The sequence below is a fragment of the Mycolicibacterium vaccae NBRC 14118 = CIP 105934 genome (genome assembly GCF_001552715.1).
GTDB lineage: Bacteria > Actinomycetota > Actinomycetes > Mycobacteriales > Mycobacteriaceae > Mycobacterium > Mycobacterium vaccae.
Genome location: NZ_BCRS01000001.1, coordinates 26,695 through 48,465, shown reverse-complemented (window position 1 = coordinate 48,465; position 21,771 = coordinate 26,695). Strand labels below are relative to the sequence as shown.

Genomic DNA, 21,771 nt, shown 5'->3' with positions numbered 1-21,771 from the left:
TTCAGCCGGTGCTCTGGCGCACCACGAGTTCCGGTGCGAACACCGGATGCTCGGGGGCGCGTTCGGCCGACCCAGCCGCCGCCATCAGCAGGTCGACGGCGGTGGCCCCGATCAGCGCGGTCGGCTGGCGGATCGACGACAGCGGCACCATCGACGCCCGGGCGAAGTCGATGTCGTCGTAGCCGATCAACGCGATGTCGTCGGGCACCCGCAGGGCGCCGAGCAGGGTGAGCGCCTGCAGCACCCCGATGGCCACCAGGTCATTGGCGCAGAACACCCCGTCGGGGCGGTCGGCCGCCGCGCGCCGGTGCAGCTGTTCGCCGACGGCGCGTCCGTCCAGCACGCCCAGCGCCGGCGTCTCGATGATCTCCAGCTGCGCGCCGGACACCTCGTCGACCGCCTGCCGGGCGCCGCGCAGCCGGTCGGCGACCTGCCGCAAACCCAGCGGGCCGCCGACGAACGCGATGCGTCGCCGGCCGGTGTCGAGCAGGTGGCGCGTCGCGAGCCGGCCCCCGGCCACGTCGTCGACCGCGACGGAATCGAAGTCCGTGCCGGTGCCGTCCCGGTCGACCAGCACCACCGGGGTGCCCCTGTGGCGCAGCACGGCAAGCCGGTCCAGATCCTCGCCCAACGGCGACACCATCAGCCCGAAGACCCGCTGCTCGGTGAAGACGTCGACATAGGCCCGTTCCCGGGACTCGTCGCCGTCGGAGGTGCCCAGCAGCACCGTGAGCTGGTGCTGGGCGGCCTGGCGCTCGGCCGCGCGAGCGATGTCGGTGAAGAACGGGTTGCCGATGTCGAGCACCACCAGCCCCACGCAGCGCGACCGGCCCGCACGCAGCTGCCGTGCCGCGTCGTTGCGCACGAAGCCGAGTTGGTCGATCGCGGCGTGCACCCGCGCGACCGTGGCGGGCGAGACCTTCTCCGGCGAGTTCAGCACGTTGGAGACGGTGCCCAGCGATACCGACGCCGCGGTGGCGACGTCCCGCATGCTCACGGCCATGTGCCCATCACACCAGACCGGGCCCGCGGGTCAGGGTCGGGTACGGGGGACCAGCCGTTCGAACTGCGTGACGTGCCCGGGTTCCAGCTGGTCCAGCGAGTTGACCCCGAGCAGCCGCATCGTGCGGCTGACCTGCTCGGCGAGGATCGCGATGGCCCGGTCCACACCGGCCTCACCGCCGGCCATCAGGCCGTACAGGTAGGCCCGGCCGACCAGGGTGAAGCGGGCCCCCAGCGCGACCGAGGCCACGATGTCGGCGCCGGACATGATGCCGGTGTCGAGGATGATCTCGGTGCGCTCACCCACCGCCGCCGCGACATCCGGCAGCAGGTGGAACGGGATCGGCGCCCGATCCAGTTGCCGGCCACCGTGATTGGACAACACCAGGCCGTCCACGCCGAGGTCGGTGACCGCGACCGCGTCGTCCACCGTCTGGATGCCCTTGACCACCAGCTTGCCCGGCCACTGCGATTTGATCCAGGCCAGGTCCTCGAACGTGACCGTCGGGTCGAACATCGTGTCCAGCAGCTCGGCGACGGTGCCCGACCAGCGGTCCAGCGACGCGAACGCCAGCGGTTCGGTGGTCAGGAAGTCGATCCACCACTGCGGCCGCGGGATCGCGTTGAGCACGGTCTTGGCGGTCAGCGCGGGCGGGATCGACATGCCGTTGCGCTTGTCACGCAGCCGCGCCCCGGCGACCGGCACGTCGACGGTCACCAGCAGCGTGTCGAAGCCCGCCGCCGCGGCGCGCTCGACGAGCGCCATCGAGCGGTCCCGGTCCTTCCACATGTAGAGCTGAAACCAGTTGCGGCCATGGGGGTTCGCGGCCTGCACATCCTCGATGGACGCGGTGCCCATGGTGGACAGGGAGAACGGGATGCCGGCCCGGGCAGCGGCGTGGGCGCCGGCGTACTCGCCCTCGGTCTGCATCATCCGGGTGAAGCCGGTGGGCGCGATGCCGAACGGCAGCTCCGACCGGCCGCCCAGGATGGTGCAGCTGGTGTCGACCTTGGACACGTCGCGCAGGATCGACGGGTGGAACTCGATGTCCTGGAATGCCTGACGGGCCCGCGCGATGGACAGTTCGGCCTCGGCGGAACCGTCGGTGTAGTCGAACGCGGCCTTGGGGGTGCGGCGCTTGGCGATGGCGCGCAGGTCCTCGATGGTGAGCGCCTTGTCCAGCCGGCGTTTCGTCGCATCGAACTCGGGCTTCTTGAACTGCATCAGCGGGGCGAGGTCCCGGACGCGGGGAACACGACGTTTCATCGGACTACCTTTCGCGCCCCCACCGGTGCGAAGCCGACCGAGATCCGGGACGCGCGGGGGACGTAGCGTTGTGCGGGGAAGCTGGTGGCCACCTTGCGCCGCAATTCTTCCAGACCCCCGCAAACCGCATCGTGCGCACGGGCAGTGACCAGCACGTTTCCGATCGCGGTAGCCTCCACCGGGCCTGCCAGCACCGGTAGCCCGAGCCGGTCGGCGGTGAGCTGGCACAGCAGCCGGTTCTGCGAGCCGCCGCCGACGATGTGTACCGTCCGCACGGGAACCCCGGACAACTCGGCGGCCTGCCGGACCCCGTCGGCGAACGCGACCGCCAGGCTCTCCACGATCACCCGGACCAGCTCGGGCCTGGCCACCGGAACCCGCAACCCGCGCTCGTCGTACCACTGGCGGATCCGGGCCGGCATGTCGCCGGAGGCGGCGAACCGCGCGTCGGTGGTGTCGAAGACGTCGAAGCGGGACGGCACCTCGGCGGCCTGGGCGAGCAGCTCGGACAGGTCGGCCCGATAGCCGTCGCGCTCGAACTGGCGGAGGGTCTCGCTGAGCAGCCACAGACCCATCACGTTGTGCAGGTACCGGATCCGGCCGTCGGCCCCCACCTCGTTGGTGAAGTTCGCGTCCCGGCCCGCCTCGCCGAGCACCGGACCGGGCAGCTCCACGCCGACCAGAGCCCAAGTGCCGCAGGAGATGTAGGCCGCCGAGCTGGGGTCCATCGGGACCGCAGCCACGGCCGAGGCCGTGTCGTGCGAGGCGGTCGTGGTCACCGAGGTTCCCGAGGAGAACCCCAGGGAATCGGCGAGGTCGGGCAACACCGGGCCCAACGGGGTGCCCGGGTCGACAAGCGCGGGAAACAGTCCGGGCGGCAGGTCGAGCACCTCGCACAGGTCGTCGTCCCAGGATCCGTCGGTGTGCAGCAGTCCGGTGGTCGAGGCGTTGGTGCGTTCGGTGACCTCGCGTCCGGTCAGCCAATACCCGATCAGGTCGGGGATCAGCAGCGCGCGCTCGGCCAGCGTCAACAGGTCACCGCGCCGTTCCGCGGCGAGCTGATACAGCGTGGTGAACGGCAGGAACTGTAAACCGTTGCGCTGGTACAGATCTTGCGGGTCGATCCGGGCGTGGACGTCGTCGACGCCCGTCTGGCAGCGGGCGTCGCGGTAGTGGTACGGCAAGCCGAGCAGGGCCCCGTCCCGCAGCAGCGCGTAGTCGACGGCCCACGAGTCCACCGCGACGGCGACCAGGTTTCCCGAGACGCGCGCGGCCTCGCGCAACCCGCCGCAGACCTGCTGGAACAGCGCAGGGACGTCCCAGTGCATCGCGGTGCGGCGCCCGTTCCACAGATACACAGGATCGTTCGGGAAGCGCCTCACCTGCGCCAGCTCGATATGGTGGCGGCTGATGTCGGCGAGCATGACCCGGCCGCTGGTGGCGCCGAGGTCGACGGCGGCGAACTGCGCCGAACTCATCGCAGAAAGGCCGCGGCGACCCCGGCGTCGACCGGTACGTGCAGCCCGGTGGTGTGCGAGAAGTCCGATGTGCACAGCGCGAACGCGGCATTCGCGATGTGCTCGGGCAGCACCTCGCGCTTGAGCAGTGTGCGCTGGGCGTAGAACGCGCCGAGGTCCTCCTCGGCCACGCCGTACACCGCGGCCCGCTGCGCGCCCCAACCGCCGGCGAAGATGCCCGACCCGCGGACCACGCCGTCGGGATTGATCCCGTTGACCTTCACCCCGTGCGCACCCAGCTCGGCGGCCAGCAGCCGGACCTGATGCGCCTGATCGGCTTTCGTCGCCGCGTAGGCGATGTTGTTGGGGCCGGCGAACACCGAGTTCTTCGACGAGATGTAGATGATGTCGCCGCCGAGCTTCTGGTCGATGAGCGCTCGGGCCGCCGCCTTGGACACCAGGAACGAGCCGCGCGCCATCACGTTGTGCTGGAGATCCCAGTCGTCGACGGTGGTGTCCAGCAGGGACTTCGACAGCGACAGGCCGGCGTTGTTGACCACGATGTCGATGCCGCCGAACGCGAGCACCGTGGCGTCGACCGCGGCCTGGACCGCGGCCTCGTCGGTCACATCGGCGGCGATCCCGATGGCCACGTCGCTGGTGCCGATCTGCTCGGCTGCCGCTTGCGCCTTCCCGGCGTCGAGGTCGGCGATCACCACGCAGGCGCCCTCGGCGGCCAGCCGGGTGGCGATGGCCTTGCCGATCCCCGACGCAGCGCCGGTGACCAGTGCGATCCGGGTGGCCAACGGCTTGGGCTTGGGCATCCGCGCGAGCTTGGCCTCTTCCAGTGCCCAGTACTCGATGCGGAACTTCTCCGACTCGTCGATCGGCGAGTAGGTGGAGACCGCCTCGGCGCCGCGCATCACGTTGATCGCGTTGAGGTAGAACTCGCCGGCCACCCGCGCGGTCTGCTTGTCCTTGCCGTAGCTGAACATGCCGACCCCGGGGATCAGCACGATCGCCGGATCGGCGCCGCGCATGGCCGGGCTGTCGGCGCTCGCATGGCGTTCGTAGTAGGCGCGGTAGTCCTCGCGGTACTGCCTGTGCAGTTCGATGAGGCTTCTCTTGCACTCCTCGACGGTGGCGTCGGCGGGCAGGTCCAGCACCAGCGGCTTGACCTTGGTGCGCAGGAAGTGGTCCGGACAGCTGGTGCCCAGCGCGGCCAGCCGCGGATGTTCGGTGGCTTCCAGAAACTCCAATACCGCTGCAGTGTCGGTGAAGTGGCCGACCTGCGGACGGTCCGTGCTGGCCAGGCCGCGCAGGAACGGGGCCAGGGCGGCGGCCTTGGCGCGCCGCTCGTCGTCGGGCAGCGCCGCATAGCCGGGCAACGGCGGCCCGAACGGCTGATCCTTGCCGGTGGTGGCGATGAACTCGGCGGCGCTCTTGATGATCTCCAGCGAGTGCGCCTCGGCCTCCTCGGAAGTCTCGCCCCACGCGGTGATGCCGTGTCCGCCCAGGATGCACCCGATGGCCCGCGGATTACGGCGCTTGATCTCGGCGATGTCCAGACCCAGCTGGAAGCCGGGCCGCCGCCACGGCACCCACACCACCCGGTCACCGAAGATCTTCTGCGTCAGGGACTCTCCGTCGGCGGCTGTCGCGATCGCGATGCCGGAGTCGGGGTGCAGGTGGTCGACGTGGGCGGCGTCGACCAGTCCGTGCATCGCGGTGTCGATCGACGGGGCCGCGCCGCCCTTGCCGTGCAGGCAGTAGTCGAACGCGGCGACCATCTCGTCCTCGCGGTCGACTCCGGGGTAGACGCCGGCCAGCGCGCGCAACCGGTCCAGCCGCAGCACGGCCAGCCCCTGCTCGGTCAGCGTCCCCAGGTCGCCGCCGGACCCTTTGACCCACAGCAGGTCGACGTCCTCGCCGGTGACCGGGTCGGTGCCGGTGCCCTTGGCCGAGGTGTTGCCGCCGGCGTAGTTGGTGTTCTTCGGGTCCTTGCCGAGCCGGTTGGACCGGGAAATGAGTTCGGCGACCGTGTCGTTGACCATATGTCATGCTCCCCAGGAGGATTGAGTGCCGCCGACGCGCTCGGCGTTGATGCGTTGCTGGTAGCCGCTGTCCCGCAACGCCGCGATCGGGTCTTCCGGCAGCCCGCGTTCCGCGCGCCACCCGGCCAGCGCGGGCCGGACGTCGGTGTAGAACGCGTCCATCAGAACGGCGTTGGCGGCCAGCACGTCTCCGTCGTCCTGTGCGCGGCGCAGCGCGTCCGTGTCGACGAGCAGTGCCCTGGCGGTCATCTCCTGGACGTTGAGCACCGAGCGGATCTGGCCGGGGATCTTGTCCTCGACGTTGTGGCACTGGTCGAGCATCAGTGCGACCGCCGAGTTCTGATCGAGAGCGCCGCCGCGGATCACCTCGAACATGATGCGGAACAACTGGAACGGATCGGCTGCCCCGACGATCAGGTCGTCGTCGGCGTAGAACCGCGAGTTGAAGTCGAACGAGCCCAGCCTGTTCAGGCGCAGCAGCTGCGCGACGATGAACTCGATGTTGGTGCCCGGCGCGTGGTGACCGGTGTCCAGGCAGACCATCGCGCGCTCACCGAGTGCGCAGACGTGCACGTAAGAGGTGCCCCAGTCGGGCACGTCGGTCATGTACATCGCGGGTTCGAAGAACTTGTACTCCAACACGAGTCGCTGGCTCTCGCCGATGTGCTGGTAGATCGCGGCCAGCGATTCGGCGAGCCGGTCCTGCCGGGCGCGGATGTCACCCTGGCCGGGATAGTTGGTGCCGTCGGCCAGCCAGATCTTCAGGTCGCGGGATCCGGTCTGGTTCATCACCTCGATGCAGTCGAGATGATGGTCAATGGCCTTCTGCCGCACGGTCTTGTCGGTGTGGGTGAGGCTGCCGAACTTGTAGGCGTCGTCCTGAAAGGTGTTGGAGTTGACGGTGCCCAGTCGCACGCCGAGATCCTGCGCGTAGCGCGACAGCGAGGTGTAGTCGTCGACCCGATCCCACGGAATGTGCAGGGCCACCGTCGAGGCCAGGCCGGTGAGGCGGTGCACCTGTGCGGCGTCGGCGATCTTCTCCCGGATGTCCCGCGGTGTCCCGGGTGTGCCGAAGACTTTGAACCGGGTGCCGGAGTTGCCGAAAGCCCAAGAGGGGAGTTCGATGTCGAGGTTGTCCAGGACGGTGTCGGTGAAGTTCATGATCCTCAGACGTTCGAGGTGGACGGCGTGGACGCCGACGGACTCACGGGTGCGCCGTAGCGTTCGGTCTCGATCTGCTGCAACGTCTTGCCCTGGGTCTGCGGGGCCCAGACGGCGCCGATGATCAGCGCGACGGTGAGCAGCCCGACCAGCAGCACGCCGACCGCGGTCAGCCCGATCACGGCGAGCATGGTGGGGAAGAAGTAGCTGAGCAGTCCGGTGGCGGTGCGCACGACGAAGAACATCGTGCCCTGGGCGCTGGCGCGGTACGGCGTGGCGAACAGTTCGCTGGCCCAGAGGCTGTAGAAGGCCTGGCAGCCGATGCCCGCCGACACACCCCACAGGATTGCGAAGATCAGCATGGTGCTGATGCCGTTGTCGGTGAGGGCCACCAGCACGATCCAGCCGACGATGCCCAAGGCGGCGCCGAACACGTAGAGCAGCCGCTGGGACACCCGGTCGGCGTACCGCATGAATCCGAAATACGTTGCGGCGACGGTGCATCCCCACACCAGTACCTGCAACAGGTTCTGCTGCACCGGGCTGTGCAGGCCGGCCGTGTCGTAGACGCGGGGCATGAAGATGCCGGCCTGGCCGGCCACGGTGTTCCAGAACAGGTAGATGCCGCCGAGGAACAGCAGTGCGGTGATGTTGACCTTCTTGGAGAACAGGCCGCGCAGGCCCCGGTCACCCACCCGGGAGGAGAGCTCGCGGCTCTCGTTGACCGCTTCGTCCTGCCAGATCTGCGATTCCGGGAGGCCCTGCCGGATCCACCACACGATGCCGGCGACGACGAACAGGTGGAGGAAGATCAGTCGCGAGCCGAGCAGCTCCAGCGGCGCCAGCGCGGCGGCCAGCGCGAAGCCGATGAACGGACCGACCGACCAGGCCAGCTGGGCGGTGCCGACGTGCTTGGCCCGCTCGACGGACGGCGCCTGCTCGGCGATGTAGGTCCAGGAGGCGGGTACGCCGGCGCCGACCGCGATGCCGGTGACGACGAACGCCGCGAGCAGCATCGTGTAGTTGGCCGCGCACGCGGCCAGCAGTACGCCGGCCATGTAGACCAGCAGGTCGTAGGTGTAGATGGCTTTGCGGCCGTACCGGTCGCAGAGCGGGCCGCCGAGGATGGCGCCGATCGCGGCACCGAACGCGTTGGCGCTCAGCGCGGCGAGCAGTCCGACGGCGAAGTTGCTGATGCCGAACTCGTGCTGCCAGAACCCGAGGCTGGTTGCGATCGCGATGATCGAGCCGGCCTCGATGTAGTTGGACATCGCGACCGCGATGGTGGCGCGCCAACCGGTGGTGGAGCGAGCTCCGATCTTCATGGGCTTCCTCGGTTCAGGGGAGGTGGAAGTACTGGGTGAGCTGGTGTCGGACGGTGTCGGGGTTGGCGCCGTCAGCGCCTGCCGGGCCGGAGGCCGCGGGCTGGAAGTACTGGGACATCTGTGTCTGCCAACGTTCGTTGACCGCGGTTTCTGCCATCTGCGCAGAGGCACGCGCGAAGTCGTCGGTCTCCAGATAGCCGACCACCATGCCGTCCTCGGGCCGGAGGAACAGTGAATAGTTCCGCCAGCCGCTGGCGCGCAGGGCGTCGAGCATTTCCGGCCACACGTGGTGGTGGACGGTTAGGTAGTCCTCGACCCGGTCGGGTTTGAGGTACATCACGAAACACACGCGTTGCACGGTGTCCGCCACTGCGCCTCCCCGCCGATTGCGTAATGAAACGTTTCAAATTGTGATGGCCGATACAGTACGACAGCGGATGTGGGGCGTCAATAGGCTCGTCGGGCACCTCCGGGCACACGTGGGTGCGCGCCGCGGCGGCAGGCGCGTCGTCGACGAAGCGATGCCGGCTCCGGTGACCACTTCGCTTTTTCTGCGCGTCATCATGTGATGACGCGTCAACAGTTGTTGACGCGCAGAAAAAGAGACGTGCACCCCGGCGCCCAGCCTCAGGACCCTTCACCGATCCGGCTGAGGTCGTGCACCGAGCGCCTAGCCTTGCTGGGTGTTTACTGAACTGGTCGAGCTGCCCGGTGGCTCGTTCCGCATGGGGTCGGTCGATTTCTATCCCGAAGAGGCGCCGGTGCACACGGTTTCGGTGGCGCCGTTCGCCATTGAGCGTCATCCGGTCACCAATGCGCAGTTCGCCGAATTCGTCTCCGACACCGGCTATGTCACCGTCGCCGAGCGCGAACTCGACCCCGCGGACTTTCCCGGTGTTCCCCCGGCGGACCTGGTTCCCGGCGCGCTGGTGTTCCGGCCCACACCGGGTCCGGTGGATCTGCGCGACTGGCGGCAGTGGTGGACATGGGTTCCCGGCGCCTGCTGGCGGCACCCGTTCGGGCCGGCCTCATCGCTGGAGGACCGGCTCGATCATCCTGTGGTGCAGGTCGCCTACCCGGATGCGGCGGCGTATGCGCGCTGGGCGGGACGCCGGCTGCCGAGCGAGGCGCAGTGGGAGTACGCCGCGCGCGCCGGCACGACCGCGGCCTACGCGTGGGGCGACGACGTGCGCCCCGACGGGCAGTTGATGGCCAACACCTGGCAGGGCCGCTTCCCGTACCGCAACGAGGGCGCGCTCGGCTGGAGCGGCACATCCCCGGTGGGCGCCTTCCCGCCCAACGGGTTTGGGCTCCTCGACATGATCGGCAATGTGTGGGAGTGGACCACCACCCCGTACACCCGGCACCATCGACTCGATCAACCCGCCCAAGGGTGCTGCCCGACGCCCCCGCCGGCGGGCGACCCGACGGTGCATCAGGCGCTCAAAGGCGGGTCACATCTGTGTGCGCCGGAATACTGCCACCGCTACCGGCCCGCCGCCCGCTCGTCCCAGTCGCAGGACAGTGCCACCACGCACATCGGGTTCCGCTGCATCGCCTGACCAGCGGGGCACCCGGAGTCGAGATCGGCAACCCAGATGGGGATGCATTCATGTCGTTCGGCACAATCGGCGCATGGCCGAGCCGCTGATCATCGCCCTGCCGGGCAGAACGCCGAAGTTGGACGCCACTTCCTGGGTGGCGCCGAATGCGGTAGTCGTCGGAAACGTCTCACTCGGTGCCAATGCCAGCGTGTGGTACTCGGCGACGCTGCGGGCAGAGTTCGATCCGATCGAGGTGGGGCCGGGCTCCAATGTGCAAGACAGCGTCACGATCCACACGGATCCGGGCTTCCCCGTCAAGATCGGTGCGCGAGTCACCATCGGGCACAACGCGGTTCTGCACGGCTGCACCGTCGAGGACGACTGCCTGATCGGCATCGGGGCGGTCATCGGCAACGGGGCGACCGTCGGCGCGCAGTCGCTCATCGCGCCGGGGGCGGTCGTGCCGCAGCGGATGGTCATCCCGCCGCGGTCGATGGTGGTGGGTGTGCCGGCCAAGGTGCGCAGGGAACTCACGCCCGAGGAGATCGAGGCCAACAGTGTGAACGCGCCGGCCTACGAGTACCTCTTGGGCGTCCACCGCGACGCGACCTCGGGCTGACCGCCTGACATCGAGCGTTGCCAGACCCGGGCGAACCACGCTGTGGTCGGTACAGTAAGGCACTAGCGATTTCCGCGACCTGGGGTGGAGGGGGCACGTGTCGGACACAACGTCATCCCAGTGGCAGCCGCTCCCTCGGCTGCGCACCCACGAGCAGGTGGTCGCCGAGATCGAGAATCGGCTCAACAGCGGCAAGCTCAAGGCAGGGGATCGGTTACCGCCGGAGCGGCAGTTCGCCGAGGCGCTGGGGGTGAGCCGTGGCGCGGTGCGGGAGGCGTTGCGCATCCTCGAGGCGATCGGGGTCGTCGAAGCCGGGACGGGATCCGGGCCGACCTCCGGGTCGCGGATCGTCAAGGACAGCACTGTCGGCATGGGCATGGTCCTGCGCATCCACCTGCAACTCGCGTCCTTCACCCAGGACGACATGATCGAGACGCGGCTGATGCTGGAACGGTTGACCTGCCACAAGGCCGCCGGGGTCGTCGAGGGCGACCATCTGAATGAATTGCGCAGGCTCGTCACACAGATGCGCGGACCGCACACCGTGGCCGAGTACAACGATCTCGACACCGCATTCCATGTCGGCATCGCCCAGATGTCCGGCAACGGTCTTGCGGCGGCGATGATGGCCGCCATGCGCGAGGCGATGCGGCAGGCCATGGTGGCCGGCTTCGAGAACCTCGACGATCCTGCCGGCACGATGAGCGCGGTCACCGACGAGCATCAGCTCATCCTCGATGCGATAGCAGCCGGAGACGGCGATGGCGCGGCCGAGCTCGTCACCAAGCACATCATGGGCTTCTACCATGTCCTCGGACTCGGCACGTCCACTCAGATGGGATGAACTACCCAGTCGCCGAACTGTTTTCGACATGCTGGCCGGGACGCCCAGGGAACGTCAGCGGGTAGGGCACAAAGCGCCCGCGGGTGGCGTCCACCGACAATTGCCTGCCGATCGGTGGTGTCGCGCGCTGCGGGCACCGCTGGCGATCGCAGGTCCGGCACCCCGGTCCGATCGGGACGACGTCGGGGTCGACCAGGTCCAGTCCCTTGCTGTACACCAGCCGCCCGGCCTGGCGGAGTTCGCAGCCGAGTCCCACCACGAAGGTCTTTGCCGTGGTGCCGTGGCCGCCGCGGCGGCGGATCACGGTGCGCGCGACCCAGAGGTAGCGCTGTCCGTCCGGCATCTCCGCGATCTGGACGTCGACCTTCCCGGGCGTGGCGAACGCGTCGTAGACGTTCCAGAGTGGGCAGGTCCCGCCCGTGTGGGAGAAGTGAAATCCGGTGGCGGACTGGCGTTTCGAGATGTTCCCGGCTTTGTCGACGCGGACCAGGATGAACGGCACCCCCCGCAGTCCCGGACGCTGCAGCGTGCTGAGCCGGTGGGCGATGGTCTCGTAGCTGACCTCGAAGTGCTCCGACAGCATTTCCACGTCATAGCGGAACCGCTCGGCCGCGGTGTGGAACGTCGTATACGGCAGGATCAGCGCGCTGGCGAAGTGGTGGGCCAACCCGAGCCGGGCCAGATCTCGCGTCGTCTCGTCCGGCCAGGTTTCGGCGTCGAGGACCTGATCCAGCGTCGACGAGGCGTCCAGCAACGCGATCTGCGTGGCCATCCGGAACGCCTGCTGCCCTTCGCGCAGATCCGCGGCCAGCGTCAGGACCCCTCGGGAAGCGTCGAACGTGTACAGGTCACCGTCGCGTTCCTGCCGGCCGGGAACGACTCTGATGCCGTGCCGTTGCTCAAGGAACGCCCGCAGGCTGCCGGTGCGTTCACCACCCAGCTTGGCGATCTCGGCCGCGAGGTCTTCGGCCTGCCGGTCGATCACGTCCACGTAGTTCTGATGCCGGTAGAAGAAGTCCCGGACATGCTCATGGGGCATCGACGACGGGCCCTCGGAGCGCGAGTCCGTCAGCGCCTCCAGTTGGACCATCGCGTCCCGGTACCTGCGGTACAGCCCGATCACGGCATCGGCCACCTCCGGCATCGACGTCGCCAGCTGCTGCAGGTCCGAGGTGGGGTGGGGCACTCCCGGCGCGACCTCGGGCAGCGCTTCGCGCAACTCCGCGAGCTGACGGGCGGTGTCGCGCGGGGCGAAGAACGCGGGGTCGATGCCGAACACCTCGGTCAACCGCACCAGCACGGTGACGGTCATCGGCCGGGCGTCGTGCTCGATCTGGTTCAGATAGCTCGACGAGATGGCAAGGATTCGCGCAAGCTCGACCTGGCTGAGGCCGCGTTCCTCACGCAGTCTCCGGAGTCGAATGCCGGCGAATACCTTGTCCACCACGTCAGCCTAGCCCCACTGCGAGGGCCAGAATTAGCAGATTTCGCAACCGCGGATCAGGTCAGCTCGACGATGGCCTTGCCGCGGATTCCGTGGGCGTCGAGCTTGTCCAGGGCCACCGGAATCTCGTCGAACGAGAAACGCTGTCCGATCTGAGGACGGACGCTCCCGTCGGCGTACATCCGGTGCAACGCCTCGGCCCCCCACGCCAGCAACGCGGGATCCTTGTCCAGCGTCGCCCCCCAGGCCACACCGACCGCCGACACGTTGCGCAGCAGCAGGCGATTGGTCCGCAGCGACGCGATGTCACCCGCGGCGAAGCCGACGACCAGAATCCGGCCCTCCGAGGCCAGGGCCCGAACGCCCTCGTCGAACAGCCAGTCGCCGAGCGGGTCAAGGATCACGTCGACGCCCTCGCCGCCGGTGAGGGCGCGGACCTGTGCGGCGAAGCCCTTCTCCAGGACGATGACGTCGTCGGCGCCGGACTCCTCGGCCACGGTGACCTGACTCTTGCCGGCCTCGCCGGCGCTCACCCCGGCGATCACCCGCGCCCCCAGCCCCTTGGCGACCTGCACCGCCGCGCTGCCGATACCGCCGCCGGCGCCCATCACCAGCACGCTCTCCCCGGCCTGTAGGTGCCCGCGCCGGGCCAGTGCGAAATGCACCGTGTGGTGGTTGACCACCAGGCCCGCGGCGACGTCGAACCCCATGTCGTCGGGGATCGCGACCAGTGAGCGCACCGGCACCGCCACGGACTCGGCGTACGCGCCGTCCCAGATGAAGGCCATCACCCGGTCACCGGGCGACCAGCCGGACCCCTCCGGGGCCCACCGGATGACGCCCGCGACTTCACAGCCCGGGGTGAAGGGGGTGTCCGGCTTGCGCTGGTACTGGCCCTTGGTGAGCAGCAGATCGGGGAAGTTGATCCCGATGGCGCGGACGTCGACGACCGCGGTCTCTGCGTCGCCGGCGGGGTCGGGGACCTCGTCGAGACGCAGGCCCGACGGCCCGTCGTAGGAGTGCAGCCGAAATGCCCTCATTCGGCACCTCGCAACCGGATGAGGATGTCCGCCACACAGGCAGGCTTCTCGCCGCCCTCGATCTCCATCGTGACCCGTAGCGAGGCCTGCACTCCGCCGGTGACCGCCTCGGCCCCGAGCAGGACGAGATGGCCACGCAGCCGGGCGCCGGACGGGACGAACGCCGGGAAGCGGATCTTGTTGGCGCCGTAGTTGATCGACGCGACAGCGTCATCGACCAGGAACAGCTCGTTGAGCACCGGGGCGATCAGCGACATCGTCAGGTAGCCGTGGGCGATGGTGGTGCCGAACGGGCCGTCGGCGGCGCGCACCGGATCGACGTGGATCCACTGCGGGTCCTCGGTGATCTCGGCGAAGACGTCGATGCGCTTCTGGTCGATCTCCATCCAGTGGCTGCGCCCCAGATCGAGATCCTTCTGTTCGGTCAGCGAGGCGATGGTCAGTCCGCTCACATCGACATCCCGCCGTCGACGGCCAGCACTGTGCCGGTGATGAATCCGGCTTCCTCGGACGCGAGGAAGCCGATGGCCGGACACATCTCGCTCGGCTGGGCGAAGCGGCCCATCGGAATCGCCGCGGCCATCTCGGCCTTCTTGTCCGGGGGAATGGAGGCGACCATCCGGGTTTCGGCGTTCGGCGCGATCGCGTTCACGGTGATACCGAACCGGGCCAGTTCCTTGGCGGCGGTCTTGGTGAACCCGATGATGCCCGCCTTGGCGGTGCCGTAGTTCGACTGGCCGGGATTGCCGCGCAGACCGGTGTAGGAGGTGATGTTGATGATCCGGCCGAACGAACGCTCGCGGAAGTGCGGGACGCAGGCGCGGGTGAACCGGAACGTGCCGCCCGCGTGGACATTCAGCACCTCCTCCCAGTCGTCGTCGGTCAGCTTCCAGACGACCCTGTCGCGCAACACCCCTGCGTTGTTCACCACGACGTCGACCTTGCCGCTGTCCTCGACGACCGCAGCGACGGCGGCGTCCACGTCAGCGGTGCTGCCGACGTCCGCGACCACGGCGACGCCGCCGGCCCGCTTGGCCGCGTCCTTGAGTTCGTCGGCGTCGTTGTCGACCATGTAGGTCTGTGCACCCGCGTTGGCGAAGAACGAACCGAGCTCGAACCCGATGCCGCGCGCGGCGCCCGTGACGATGACGGATCTTCCGGTGAAGTCGTACTGCACGTTGCCCATGAAGAAGTACCTTTCGTGTGTGTGGGGGTGGTCAGGAAGACGGCCTGCGCAGGATCAGCGACGCGTTCTGGCCGCCGAACCCGAACGAATTGATCTGGATCACTTCGGCTTCCACCTGCGCCGGCTTCTCGGTGATCACCCGGAAGTCCGCTTCGGGGTCGACGACGTCGGTCCCGAACGCATTCGGCAGCATGCCGGACTCGAAGGTCTCCAGCGCCGCGACGGCGCTCATCGCCCCGGAGGCCGCGCCGGTGTGGCCGGTGTGCCCCTTGATGCCGGTGACCGGCAGGTTCCGGCCGCCGTGCACGGCGTTGATCGCCCGGATCTCGGCGGTGTCACCCTTGGCGGTCCCGGTGGCGTGGGCGTACACGGCGTCCACGTCCGTGGGCTCCAGTCCGGCATTAGCCAGCGCCTTGCGCATCACCAGCGCCTCCCAGGTTCCGTTCGGCTCCGGAGCCGACGGGTGCGGGCCGTCGGCCAGCGAGGCGTAGCCGACGATCTCGGCCAGGATGCGGGCGCCGCGTTCGCGTGCATGCTCCTCGCTCTCGATGACGAACATCGCACTGCCGTCGCCGATCACGATGCCGGTGCGGTCCCTGTCGAACGGGGTGAGGGTGCGGTTGGGGTCGTCGCTCGGCGTGATCATCCCGTAGGCGGCCTGGGCGAAGTACCACGCCGGGGCGAAGTCGCCGTCGCCGAGGGTCACGGCCTCGGTGCCGCCGGTCAGCACGACGTCCGCCTCGCCGGAGCGGATCAGCCTGGCGGCGTTGCCGATTGCGTCGTTGGAGGAGGCGCACGCGGTGGTCACCGTCAGCAGCGGGCCGTGCAGGGAGTACCTCATGCACAGTTGGGACGCGGCCATGTTGGGCAGGATGCGGATCATGGTCTTGCGGTCGACGCCCTTGGCGCCATGCTGCTCGTAGCCGCGCTGCGCCTCGCTCAGTGAGCGGGTGCCGCCCATGCTGGTGCCGTGCACCACGCCGGTCCGGTCCGGGTCCAGATCGCCGAGACCCGCGTCCAGCTTGGCCTGTTCGGCCGCCGCGAGCGCCCACTGCGCGAAGGGATCGGTGCCGTCGGCCACCGTCTCACTCATCCACCGCGTCGGCTCGAAGTCCCGGACGGGTGCGAACCAGAAGCTCTCCGATTCACCCGGCCAGGAGATACGACCGATTCCTGACATGTTGTTGCGCAACGCATCCAGATAATCGGTGACCGAATGGCCCATCGGCGCGATGATCCCGCGTCCGGTGATGACGACTTTATGCATGGCGTGTCCCTTCTGAGGTGTGGCTGTTGGTCTTGCGGAGTCCGCGGGTTACCGCCCCGATCAGATAGGGGCGCAGGTCCGAGGGAGTGACGATGTGGTCGATCGACCCGACGCGCAGTGCCCGTTCGACGGTGTGGATGTCGTCGAACTCCCTGGCGACGGCTGTCTGGACCTCGGTGGTGAGCTTGCTCGTCAGCTGGTGCAGTTCGTGCTGCAGCAGCGCGCGGTCACCGGGTGCGGCGTCGGCGAGCCGCTTCTCCAGCAGGATGACGTCGGGATCCTGCCGAACCCGGGCGCGTACCTCGCGGGTGAAGACGACGGCCGCGGCGGGGGCACCGCCGATCACCGAGGCACGGGATCCCTCGACCGCCGAAACCTCCATATTGGGGTTGAGCGATTTGGAGAACACCACGTACGCGCCGCCGTGATACCGGGAAATCACGCTGAACACGATCGGGCCCCGGAAGTTGACGATGGCGCGCCCGATCTCCGCGCCGTACTCCAGTTGCAGCTTGCGCATCGACTCCGGCGATCCGTCGAAACCCGAAAGGTTCGCCAGGATGACCAGCGGACGCCGGCCACTCGCGCCGTTGATCACTCGGGCCAGCTTCTTCGACGACTGCGGGAAGAGCGTGCCGGCGGTCCACGAATCGGGTCCATCGGCGGGCCTGGGCAGCCTACGCCGCAGGTTGCGCGACTCGACCCCGACCAGCGACACCGCGAAACCACCGAGGCGGGTGTCCCAGGCGACGACGTTCTCCGCGTCCTGCCAACCCTTCCACCGTTCCAGCGGCGGCGCGTCCTGATCGCGCACCGCCGACATCACCGAGCGGATATCGAAGGGACGCTTCCGGTCTGGGTTGTGACGCTGGGAGAAGATGTCGCCCACCGTCTCGAAGGAGCCGGTGCCGCCCAGGTGGGGTGACGAACTGATGTCACGGTCCGCCGGATCGGTCGTCGGCCTCTGAGCGCCGTGCGACTGGGAGGACTCGTAGTGCCGGAACAGCAGTGCGCACGCCGACTCGACATCGGGAACCCAGAACTGGGCCTGACCATTGGGTCCGGCGATGCGCCGATACCCGCCGATGCCCGCATTGTCCTCGGCCGCGACACCGCCGGAGAACTCCAGTGCCTGTTTTCCGGTGAGCACCATGGCACTTCGGCCCACCATGATCAACACACCCGAGGTGTGCATCAGCATGGTGGCCTCGGCGTCGAAGTACGATTGCGCGCCGACGTTGACGCCGACCACGACGACGTTGATCTCGCCCCCGGCCTGGGTGAACTCGACGATGCGACGCAGCACCGCCGCCGTCCAGTCGAGGTTCTCGGTGCCGCTGTCCATCGCGATCCGAGCGCCCGACGATACGGCGTACCACTCGACCGGGACACCGAGTTCGGCAGCCAGGTCCATGGCCGCGATCATGCGTCGGCACTCGGGTTCCGCCAGCGACGCCAGGTCGCGACTCGGCTCGTTGAGGATCAGCACCCGTCTGATGGAGGTATCCGCTCCATCGGGCCTGCTGTCGATCACACCGGTGACGACGCGTGCGGTGTTCTGTCCTCGTGGCCGATCGACTGCATCGAACCGTGCTGCCACGAAGTCGTATTCGACGAATTCGCCGGTGGGTAGCTCGGTGTGGGTGGCACCGGTGCCGACCAGTAGTTCGACGATCTCGTACGGATACACCAGGCCACGCCGCTGCAGGGCCACCACCCGTCGCCGATAGTCGGACATGGGCCGTATCCGGCTCTTCGAGGGCTTGGTGCGCCCGATCATCACGCCGACCGTCGGGGGGGTCGTGATGTGGATGACCTCGTCGGTGCGTTCGCCCGTGACCTCGTTCACGGTGTGCACACTGCCGATCACCTTCTCCAGACCCAGGCCGCGGGTGAGGGGAAGCAGATCCGCGATCACCGCCTGCAGCTGCGTGTCCGACATCGGCCACACGGGTTCGGCATAGATCACGATGCGGTTGCTCAAGGACGCCGACGGGTCACGCAGCACCACCCTGGCCTGCCGGATCGCGATGGCGGACTGTGAGAGTTGACTTTTCAGCCGGGCATACGTGCTCGCCTGACCATCGAGATCGAAAACCTCCAGCATGGCGATCAGACGCTCGTCGATGCGGTTCTCCTTGGCGACGACCTTCAGCAGATGGATCCCCTCGGGGGCGTCGAGCACGGTGATGTCGAACTCCGCGAACCGCCACAGTTCCAGCCTGTCCGCCGTGGCGGGGTGCATACCGGGGGGATGGTCGCCGGCGGCGAACCGTCCCGCGGCGCCGACGAGAGTGCGGTGCTGCTGCGACCGGACTTCGAGCCCCGTGCCGGGCAGCCACCACGTCGCCGTCACCGCCACCCTCCCGGCGCCGGCGAGGTCGGCCAGTGTGGTCTCGACCTGCGCGTCGAGGTCATCGGCACCGGGAACATCGGACAGGAACAACTCGATCTCCACGGCCCCGTCGGACTGTCCGACGGCGTTGGCAGCCACCGAGAGCATGTCCCGCAGGTCCGCCGACCGGCCCGAAACCGCGACCACTGCAACCGATTCGCCGTTCTCGAACCGCGCCGTCCGCAGACCGATGACGCCGGGCCGGCAGGCCAGGGGGGTGACAGCATCGAGCTCGCGGTGCCGGTGGGTGCGACGCACCAGTGCTTCCAGGGCGAAAGCGCCTTTCTCGTCGCCGGTCTCGATCGCCGCGACGAGATAACGGTCGAGCGGGGCCGGGAGCCGCAGCAGGCCGGCCATCGACTCCGGTGTGGCCGCGCCCACCAGCCGTTCGGCCGTCCTGTCGTCGTCGGCGCGCAATGCCGTCAGGACCGGGTACTCGACCAGTCGGTGGCGCACCGCGCGACCGAGATCAGCGACCGCCGGATGGGCGCCCTCCGTCGAGGCGATCAGATCGTCGAGTACACCGACCAATTCGGGGGATTGCACGGTGTCGGGATCCAGCGTCAGCCAGTTCTGCAGAAGAGTCGCGGCGAGCTCAGCCACCCGGTCGAGCCGGGACTCGGCGCGCCAGATGCTGTAGAGCGCCTCGGTGAGGTGCGGGCCCTGACTGATCTGGTCCACGCCGTAGTGGTGCAGCATCGTGGTGAGCCGGGCCACGAACTCGGCGGGGGCCACGTCGTGGATCCGATCCGGTGAGCGGACGGCGAACAGCAGCAGGTCCGGGCGCACCGAAAGGTGCGGCGCACCTTGGTGTGAGCTGCCGTCGCCGGCCGGAGCGTCGACGAACAGGGCCATCCGGTCGGCGATGGTCCGCAGCACGCGTAGACCTTCGTCGAAGGACAGTCGTGCGGCGCTGACCACATCGTCGCCGAGATCCTGGCCGAGGACGAGCCGCGTCACGATGTCGGCGTCGGCCACCGGGGCGGTGCCGGTGCCGCGCACCAACGCCGCGAACGACAGGCGATCCGCGTCGTCGGAGCGGGAGTGGTCGACTGCCTCGACGCGCAGGATCGGATCACCCGCACCGACGAGCGTGCCTGTGTCGGCGATGATCTCGGTGACCCGACCGGGGAACGACGCCATGACCGGCGATTCCATCTTCATCGCCTCGGAGATGAACAGGACCTCACCGGGCTTGACTTCCTGACCGACCTCGACCGCCATCTTCGCGACGACGGATTGCGATTCGGCCCGTATGAGTCCGCCGTGGCCACGGATGATGCGGTAGACGCTGTGCCCGAGTTCGACCGTGATGAGCGGTCCGCTCGTGACGACCGTTGCCGGCCACTCCACCCCGTCGCTTCGCTCGCCGCTGCTGCCGACCCCGTCGCTTCGCTCGCCTGTGCTGCCGACCCCGTCGCTTCGCTCGCCTGTGACGATGAGCCGGCGTTCGTGCGTGCCCCGTACCTCGAACCGGGCGTCGACGACGCTCTCCCCGTCGATGGTGACGGAAAGGTCGGCGGGGCTGTACTGCAGCACCCGGAATGACCGGCGCCCACCCTCGTACTCCAGATCGATGGGTGCCGTGGCGTCGTCGATGTCGTCGAGACGGCCGTGGACCGCCTTGCCCACGAACTGGTCGAGGGCGTCGGCGCGGTCCTGCCGGTGGGCCTCGGCCGCGGCGATGACCATCGCGGCCGCGGCGTCCGGTGAGTCAAGCAGCACACCGGCTTCCAGGGCGCGATCGAGCCAGGTGGTGTCGACGTGCCGCGCGCGGATGTCGGCGTTGTCGAGCAAGGCCATGAGGAACCGCCGGTTGGTGGTTCCCCCCTCGATCACCGCCGTCGACCGGGCCAGTGAACGACGGAGCCGGGCCAGTGCCTCAGGCCGGTCCCGCCCCCAGGCGATGACCTTCGCGATCATCGAGTCGAACTCGGCGGCGATGCTGTCACCGACGACCACGCCCGAGTCTGTTCGGATCGAGGGGCCCTGGGGGGTCCGGAGTTCGACGACGCGCCCGGGCGCCGGGGCGAAGCCGCGCCGGGGATCCTCTGCGTTCAGACGGACTTCGACGGCGTGTCCGCGAGGCGTGGGCGGTTCTCCGACGAGCGGGCGCCCCTGTGCGAGGTCAAGCTGCAGCTTCACCAGATCCACGCCGGTGACGGCCTCGGTGACGGTGTGCTCGACCTGCAGTCGTGTGTTGACCTCGAGGAAGTAGAAGTCGCCGGTGTCGGGGCGGAACAGGAACTCGACGGTGCCGACGTTGGTGTATTCGACCGCGCGGCAAAGTCGGCGGGCGGCGTCGAGGATGGTCGCCCTCAGTTCGTCGCCGACGTCGACCGGGGCAGACTCTTCCAGCACCTTCTGGCGGCGGCGTTGCACGCTACAGTCGCGCAGGCCCAGCGTCCACACATTCCCGGCGTGGTCGGCGGCCACCTGGACCTCGAGGTGACGGCCGCCGAGGACCTGCGCCTCGACGAAGAGCGTCGGGTCGCCGAAGGCCGACTGGGCTTCCGCACGGGCACTGTGGAACGCGTCCGGTATCGCGGATTCGTCGGCCACCACCCGGATACCGCGGCCACCACCACCCGCAGCGGCCTTGATCACCACCGGAAAGCCTATGCGCCGTGCGTGATTCAGCGCATCGTCGGCGGTGTCGACCGGGCCGTGGCTCCACGGCACGACGGGGACGTCGACGGACTCAGCCACCGTCTTGGCCGCGATCTTGCTGCCGAGCAGGTCCATCGCGGTGGCGCTCGGGCCGATGAACCGGACGCCGATCCGCTCGCACATGCGGACGAAATCGGGGTTCTCGGCGACGAAACCCCAACCCGGCCATACCGCGTCGGCGCCGCAGGCGGACAGGGCGGCTTCCAATGCAGTCACGTCGAGATAGGTGTGTCGACGCGCACCGGTGGCGGGATCGACCGACATGGTCGGACCGAGGTTCACAGCGTGGTCGGCCTCCCGCACGAACCACGAGTCGGCGTCGGCGTCGGTGTAGATCGCGACGGTTTCCAGCGGCACATCGCGCTCGATCCGGTACTCGCCTGCGGCGTTGAGGAATCGCATCGCCGCCTCGCCGCGGTTGGCAATCGCCACTTTTCGGAACATGACGTCGACCCTCGCAAGATCGCAGGCGGGTCGGCAAGGAGGCCATCTTGCG

The 21,771-nt window shown here is 68.6% G+C and carries 16 protein-coding genes; 3 read left to right on the top strand and 13 right to left on the bottom strand.

The genetic code is table 11. From position 1 onward, the window contains the following. Position 1: 1 nt before the first annotated feature. Genes MVA01S_RS00200 through MVA01S_RS00170 form a run of 7 tightly spaced genes read right to left on the bottom strand, consistent with a single transcriptional unit; the run spans position 2 to position 8,603 of the window. On the bottom strand, positions 2–1,003 hold the full coding sequence (locus MVA01S_RS00200; RefSeq protein ID WP_003929771.1) for a LacI family DNA-binding transcriptional regulator: 1,002 nt from the start codon (positions 1,001–1,003) through the stop codon (positions 2–4). Positions 1,004–1,033: 30 nt separating this feature from the next. Beyond that, positions 1,034–2,269 (bottom strand): alpha-hydroxy acid oxidase, encoded by a 1,236-nt coding sequence (locus tag MVA01S_RS00195; RefSeq protein ID WP_003929770.1) that lies wholly within the window; start codon positions 2,267–2,269, stop codon positions 1,034–1,036. Then, positions 2,266–3,747, bottom strand: a complete 1,482-nt coding sequence (locus tag MVA01S_RS00190) for a rhamnulokinase (RefSeq protein ID WP_003929769.1) — start codon at positions 3,745–3,747, stop codon at positions 2,266–2,268. The genes MVA01S_RS00195 and MVA01S_RS00190 overlap by 4 nt, the downstream gene beginning before the upstream one ends. Further along, complete coding sequence (locus MVA01S_RS00185; protein WP_003929768.1) at positions 3,744–5,780, bottom strand: bifunctional rhamnulose-1-phosphate aldolase/short-chain dehydrogenase; 2,037 nt, start codon at positions 5,778–5,780, stop codon at positions 3,744–3,746. The genes MVA01S_RS00190 and MVA01S_RS00185 overlap by 4 nt, the downstream gene beginning before the upstream one ends. A 3-nt stretch (positions 5,781–5,783) precedes the next feature. Continuing rightward, on the bottom strand, positions 5,784–6,941 hold the full coding sequence (gene rhaI, locus MVA01S_RS00180; protein WP_003929767.1) for an L-rhamnose isomerase: 1,158 nt from the start codon (positions 6,939–6,941) through the stop codon (positions 5,784–5,786). A gap of 5 nt (positions 6,942–6,946) precedes the next feature. Beyond that, on the bottom strand, positions 6,947–8,266 hold the full coding sequence (locus MVA01S_RS00175; protein ID WP_003929766.1) for an MFS transporter: 1,320 nt from the start codon (positions 8,264–8,266) through the stop codon (positions 6,947–6,949). Between the two features lie 13 nt (positions 8,267–8,279). After that, positions 8,280–8,603, bottom strand: coding sequence for an L-rhamnose mutarotase (locus MVA01S_RS00170; protein WP_051015249.1), 324 nt, complete (start codon positions 8,601–8,603; stop codon positions 8,280–8,282). 346 nt (positions 8,604–8,949) lie between these two features. Between MVA01S_RS00170 and MVA01S_RS00165 the strand changes: the two genes are divergently transcribed. From MVA01S_RS00165 to MVA01S_RS00155, 3 genes are all read left to right on the top strand, one after another. Next, complete coding sequence (locus MVA01S_RS00165; protein ID WP_003929764.1) at positions 8,950–9,828, top strand: formylglycine-generating enzyme family protein; 879 nt, start codon at positions 8,950–8,952, stop codon at positions 9,826–9,828. 73 nt (positions 9,829–9,901) lie between these two features. Beyond that, positions 9,902–10,429 carry a gamma carbonic anhydrase family protein gene (locus MVA01S_RS00160; protein ID WP_003929763.1) on the top strand — a complete coding sequence of 176 codons (528 nt, stop codon included), beginning with the start codon at positions 9,902–9,904 and terminating at the stop codon, positions 10,427–10,429. Positions 10,430–10,526: 97 nt separating this feature from the next. After that, entirely contained in the window at positions 10,527–11,273 is a 747-nt protein-coding gene (locus tag MVA01S_RS00155) for a FadR/GntR family transcriptional regulator (RefSeq protein ID WP_003929762.1), read from the top strand. 1 nt (position 11,274) lies between these two features. On the opposite strand, the gene MVA01S_RS00150 is transcribed toward MVA01S_RS00155, so the two are convergent. Genes MVA01S_RS00150 through MVA01S_RS00125 form a run of 6 tightly spaced genes read right to left on the bottom strand, consistent with a single transcriptional unit; the run spans position 11,275 to position 21,707 of the window. After that, positions 11,275–12,717: a short-chain fatty acyl-CoA regulator family protein gene (locus MVA01S_RS00150; RefSeq protein WP_040540837.1), complete on the bottom strand. Its 1,443-nt coding sequence runs from the start codon at positions 12,715–12,717 to the stop codon at positions 11,275–11,277. Between the two features lie 56 nt (positions 12,718–12,773). Then, positions 12,774–13,757 (bottom strand): NADPH:quinone oxidoreductase family protein, encoded by a 984-nt coding sequence (locus MVA01S_RS00145; protein WP_003929760.1) that lies wholly within the window; start codon positions 13,755–13,757, stop codon positions 12,774–12,776. Beyond that, positions 13,754–14,209 (bottom strand): MaoC family dehydratase, encoded by a 456-nt coding sequence (locus tag MVA01S_RS00140; RefSeq protein WP_003929759.1) that lies wholly within the window; start codon positions 14,207–14,209, stop codon positions 13,754–13,756. Before MVA01S_RS00140 ends, MVA01S_RS00145 begins: the two co-directional genes overlap by 4 nt. Further along, the gene (locus MVA01S_RS00135) at positions 14,206–14,943 is read right to left on the bottom strand and encodes an SDR family NAD(P)-dependent oxidoreductase (RefSeq protein ID WP_003929758.1); all 738 of its coding nucleotides are present in this window, start codon (positions 14,941–14,943) and stop codon (positions 14,206–14,208) included. The genes MVA01S_RS00140 and MVA01S_RS00135 overlap by 4 nt, the downstream gene beginning before the upstream one ends. Positions 14,944–14,974: 31 nt before the next feature. Further along, positions 14,975–16,210, bottom strand: a complete 1,236-nt coding sequence (locus tag MVA01S_RS00130) for a beta-ketoacyl-[acyl-carrier-protein] synthase family protein (RefSeq protein WP_003929757.1) — start codon at positions 16,208–16,210, stop codon at positions 14,975–14,977. Further along, positions 16,203–21,707, bottom strand: coding sequence for an ATP-binding protein (locus tag MVA01S_RS00125; protein ID WP_159426292.1), 5,505 nt, complete (start codon positions 21,705–21,707; stop codon positions 16,203–16,205). Before MVA01S_RS00125 ends, MVA01S_RS00130 begins: the two co-directional genes overlap by 8 nt. Between the last annotated feature and the right edge of the window lie 64 nt (positions 21,708–21,771).

Bases quoted from the DNA above. Each gene is read 5' to 3' on its own strand.
- MVA01S_RS00200 (WP_003929771.1), bottom strand. From the start codon at position 1,003: ATGGCCGTGAGCATGCGGGACGTCGCCACCGCGGCGTCGGTATCGCTG.
- MVA01S_RS00195 (WP_003929770.1), bottom strand. From the start codon at position 2,269: ATGAAACGTCGTGTTCCCCGCGTCCGGGACCTCGCCCCGCTGATGCAG.
- MVA01S_RS00190 (WP_003929769.1), bottom strand. From the start codon at position 3,747: ATGAGTTCGGCGCAGTTCGCCGCCGTCGACCTCGGCGCCACCAGCGGC.
- MVA01S_RS00185 (WP_003929768.1), bottom strand. From the start codon at position 5,780: ATGGTCAACGACACGGTCGCCGAACTCATTTCCCGGTCCAACCGGCTC.
- rhaI (WP_003929767.1), bottom strand. From the start codon at position 6,941: ATGAACTTCACCGACACCGTCCTGGACAACCTCGACATCGAACTCCCC.
- MVA01S_RS00175 (WP_003929766.1), bottom strand. From the start codon at position 8,266: ATGAAGATCGGAGCTCGCTCCACCACCGGTTGGCGCGCCACCATCGCG.
- MVA01S_RS00170 (WP_051015249.1), bottom strand. From the start codon at position 8,603: ATGTACCTCAAACCCGACCGGGTCGAGGACTACCTAACCGTCCACCAC.
- MVA01S_RS00160 (WP_003929763.1), top strand. From the start codon at position 9,902: ATGGCCGAGCCGCTGATCATCGCCCTGCCGGGCAGAACGCCGAAGTTG.
- MVA01S_RS00145 (WP_003929760.1), bottom strand. From the start codon at position 13,757: ATGAGGGCATTTCGGCTGCACTCCTACGACGGGCCGTCGGGCCTGCGT.
- MVA01S_RS00135 (WP_003929758.1), bottom strand. From the start codon at position 14,943: ATGGGCAACGTGCAGTACGACTTCACCGGAAGATCCGTCATCGTCACG.
- MVA01S_RS00130 (WP_003929757.1), bottom strand. From the start codon at position 16,210: ATGCATAAAGTCGTCATCACCGGACGCGGGATCATCGCGCCGATGGGC.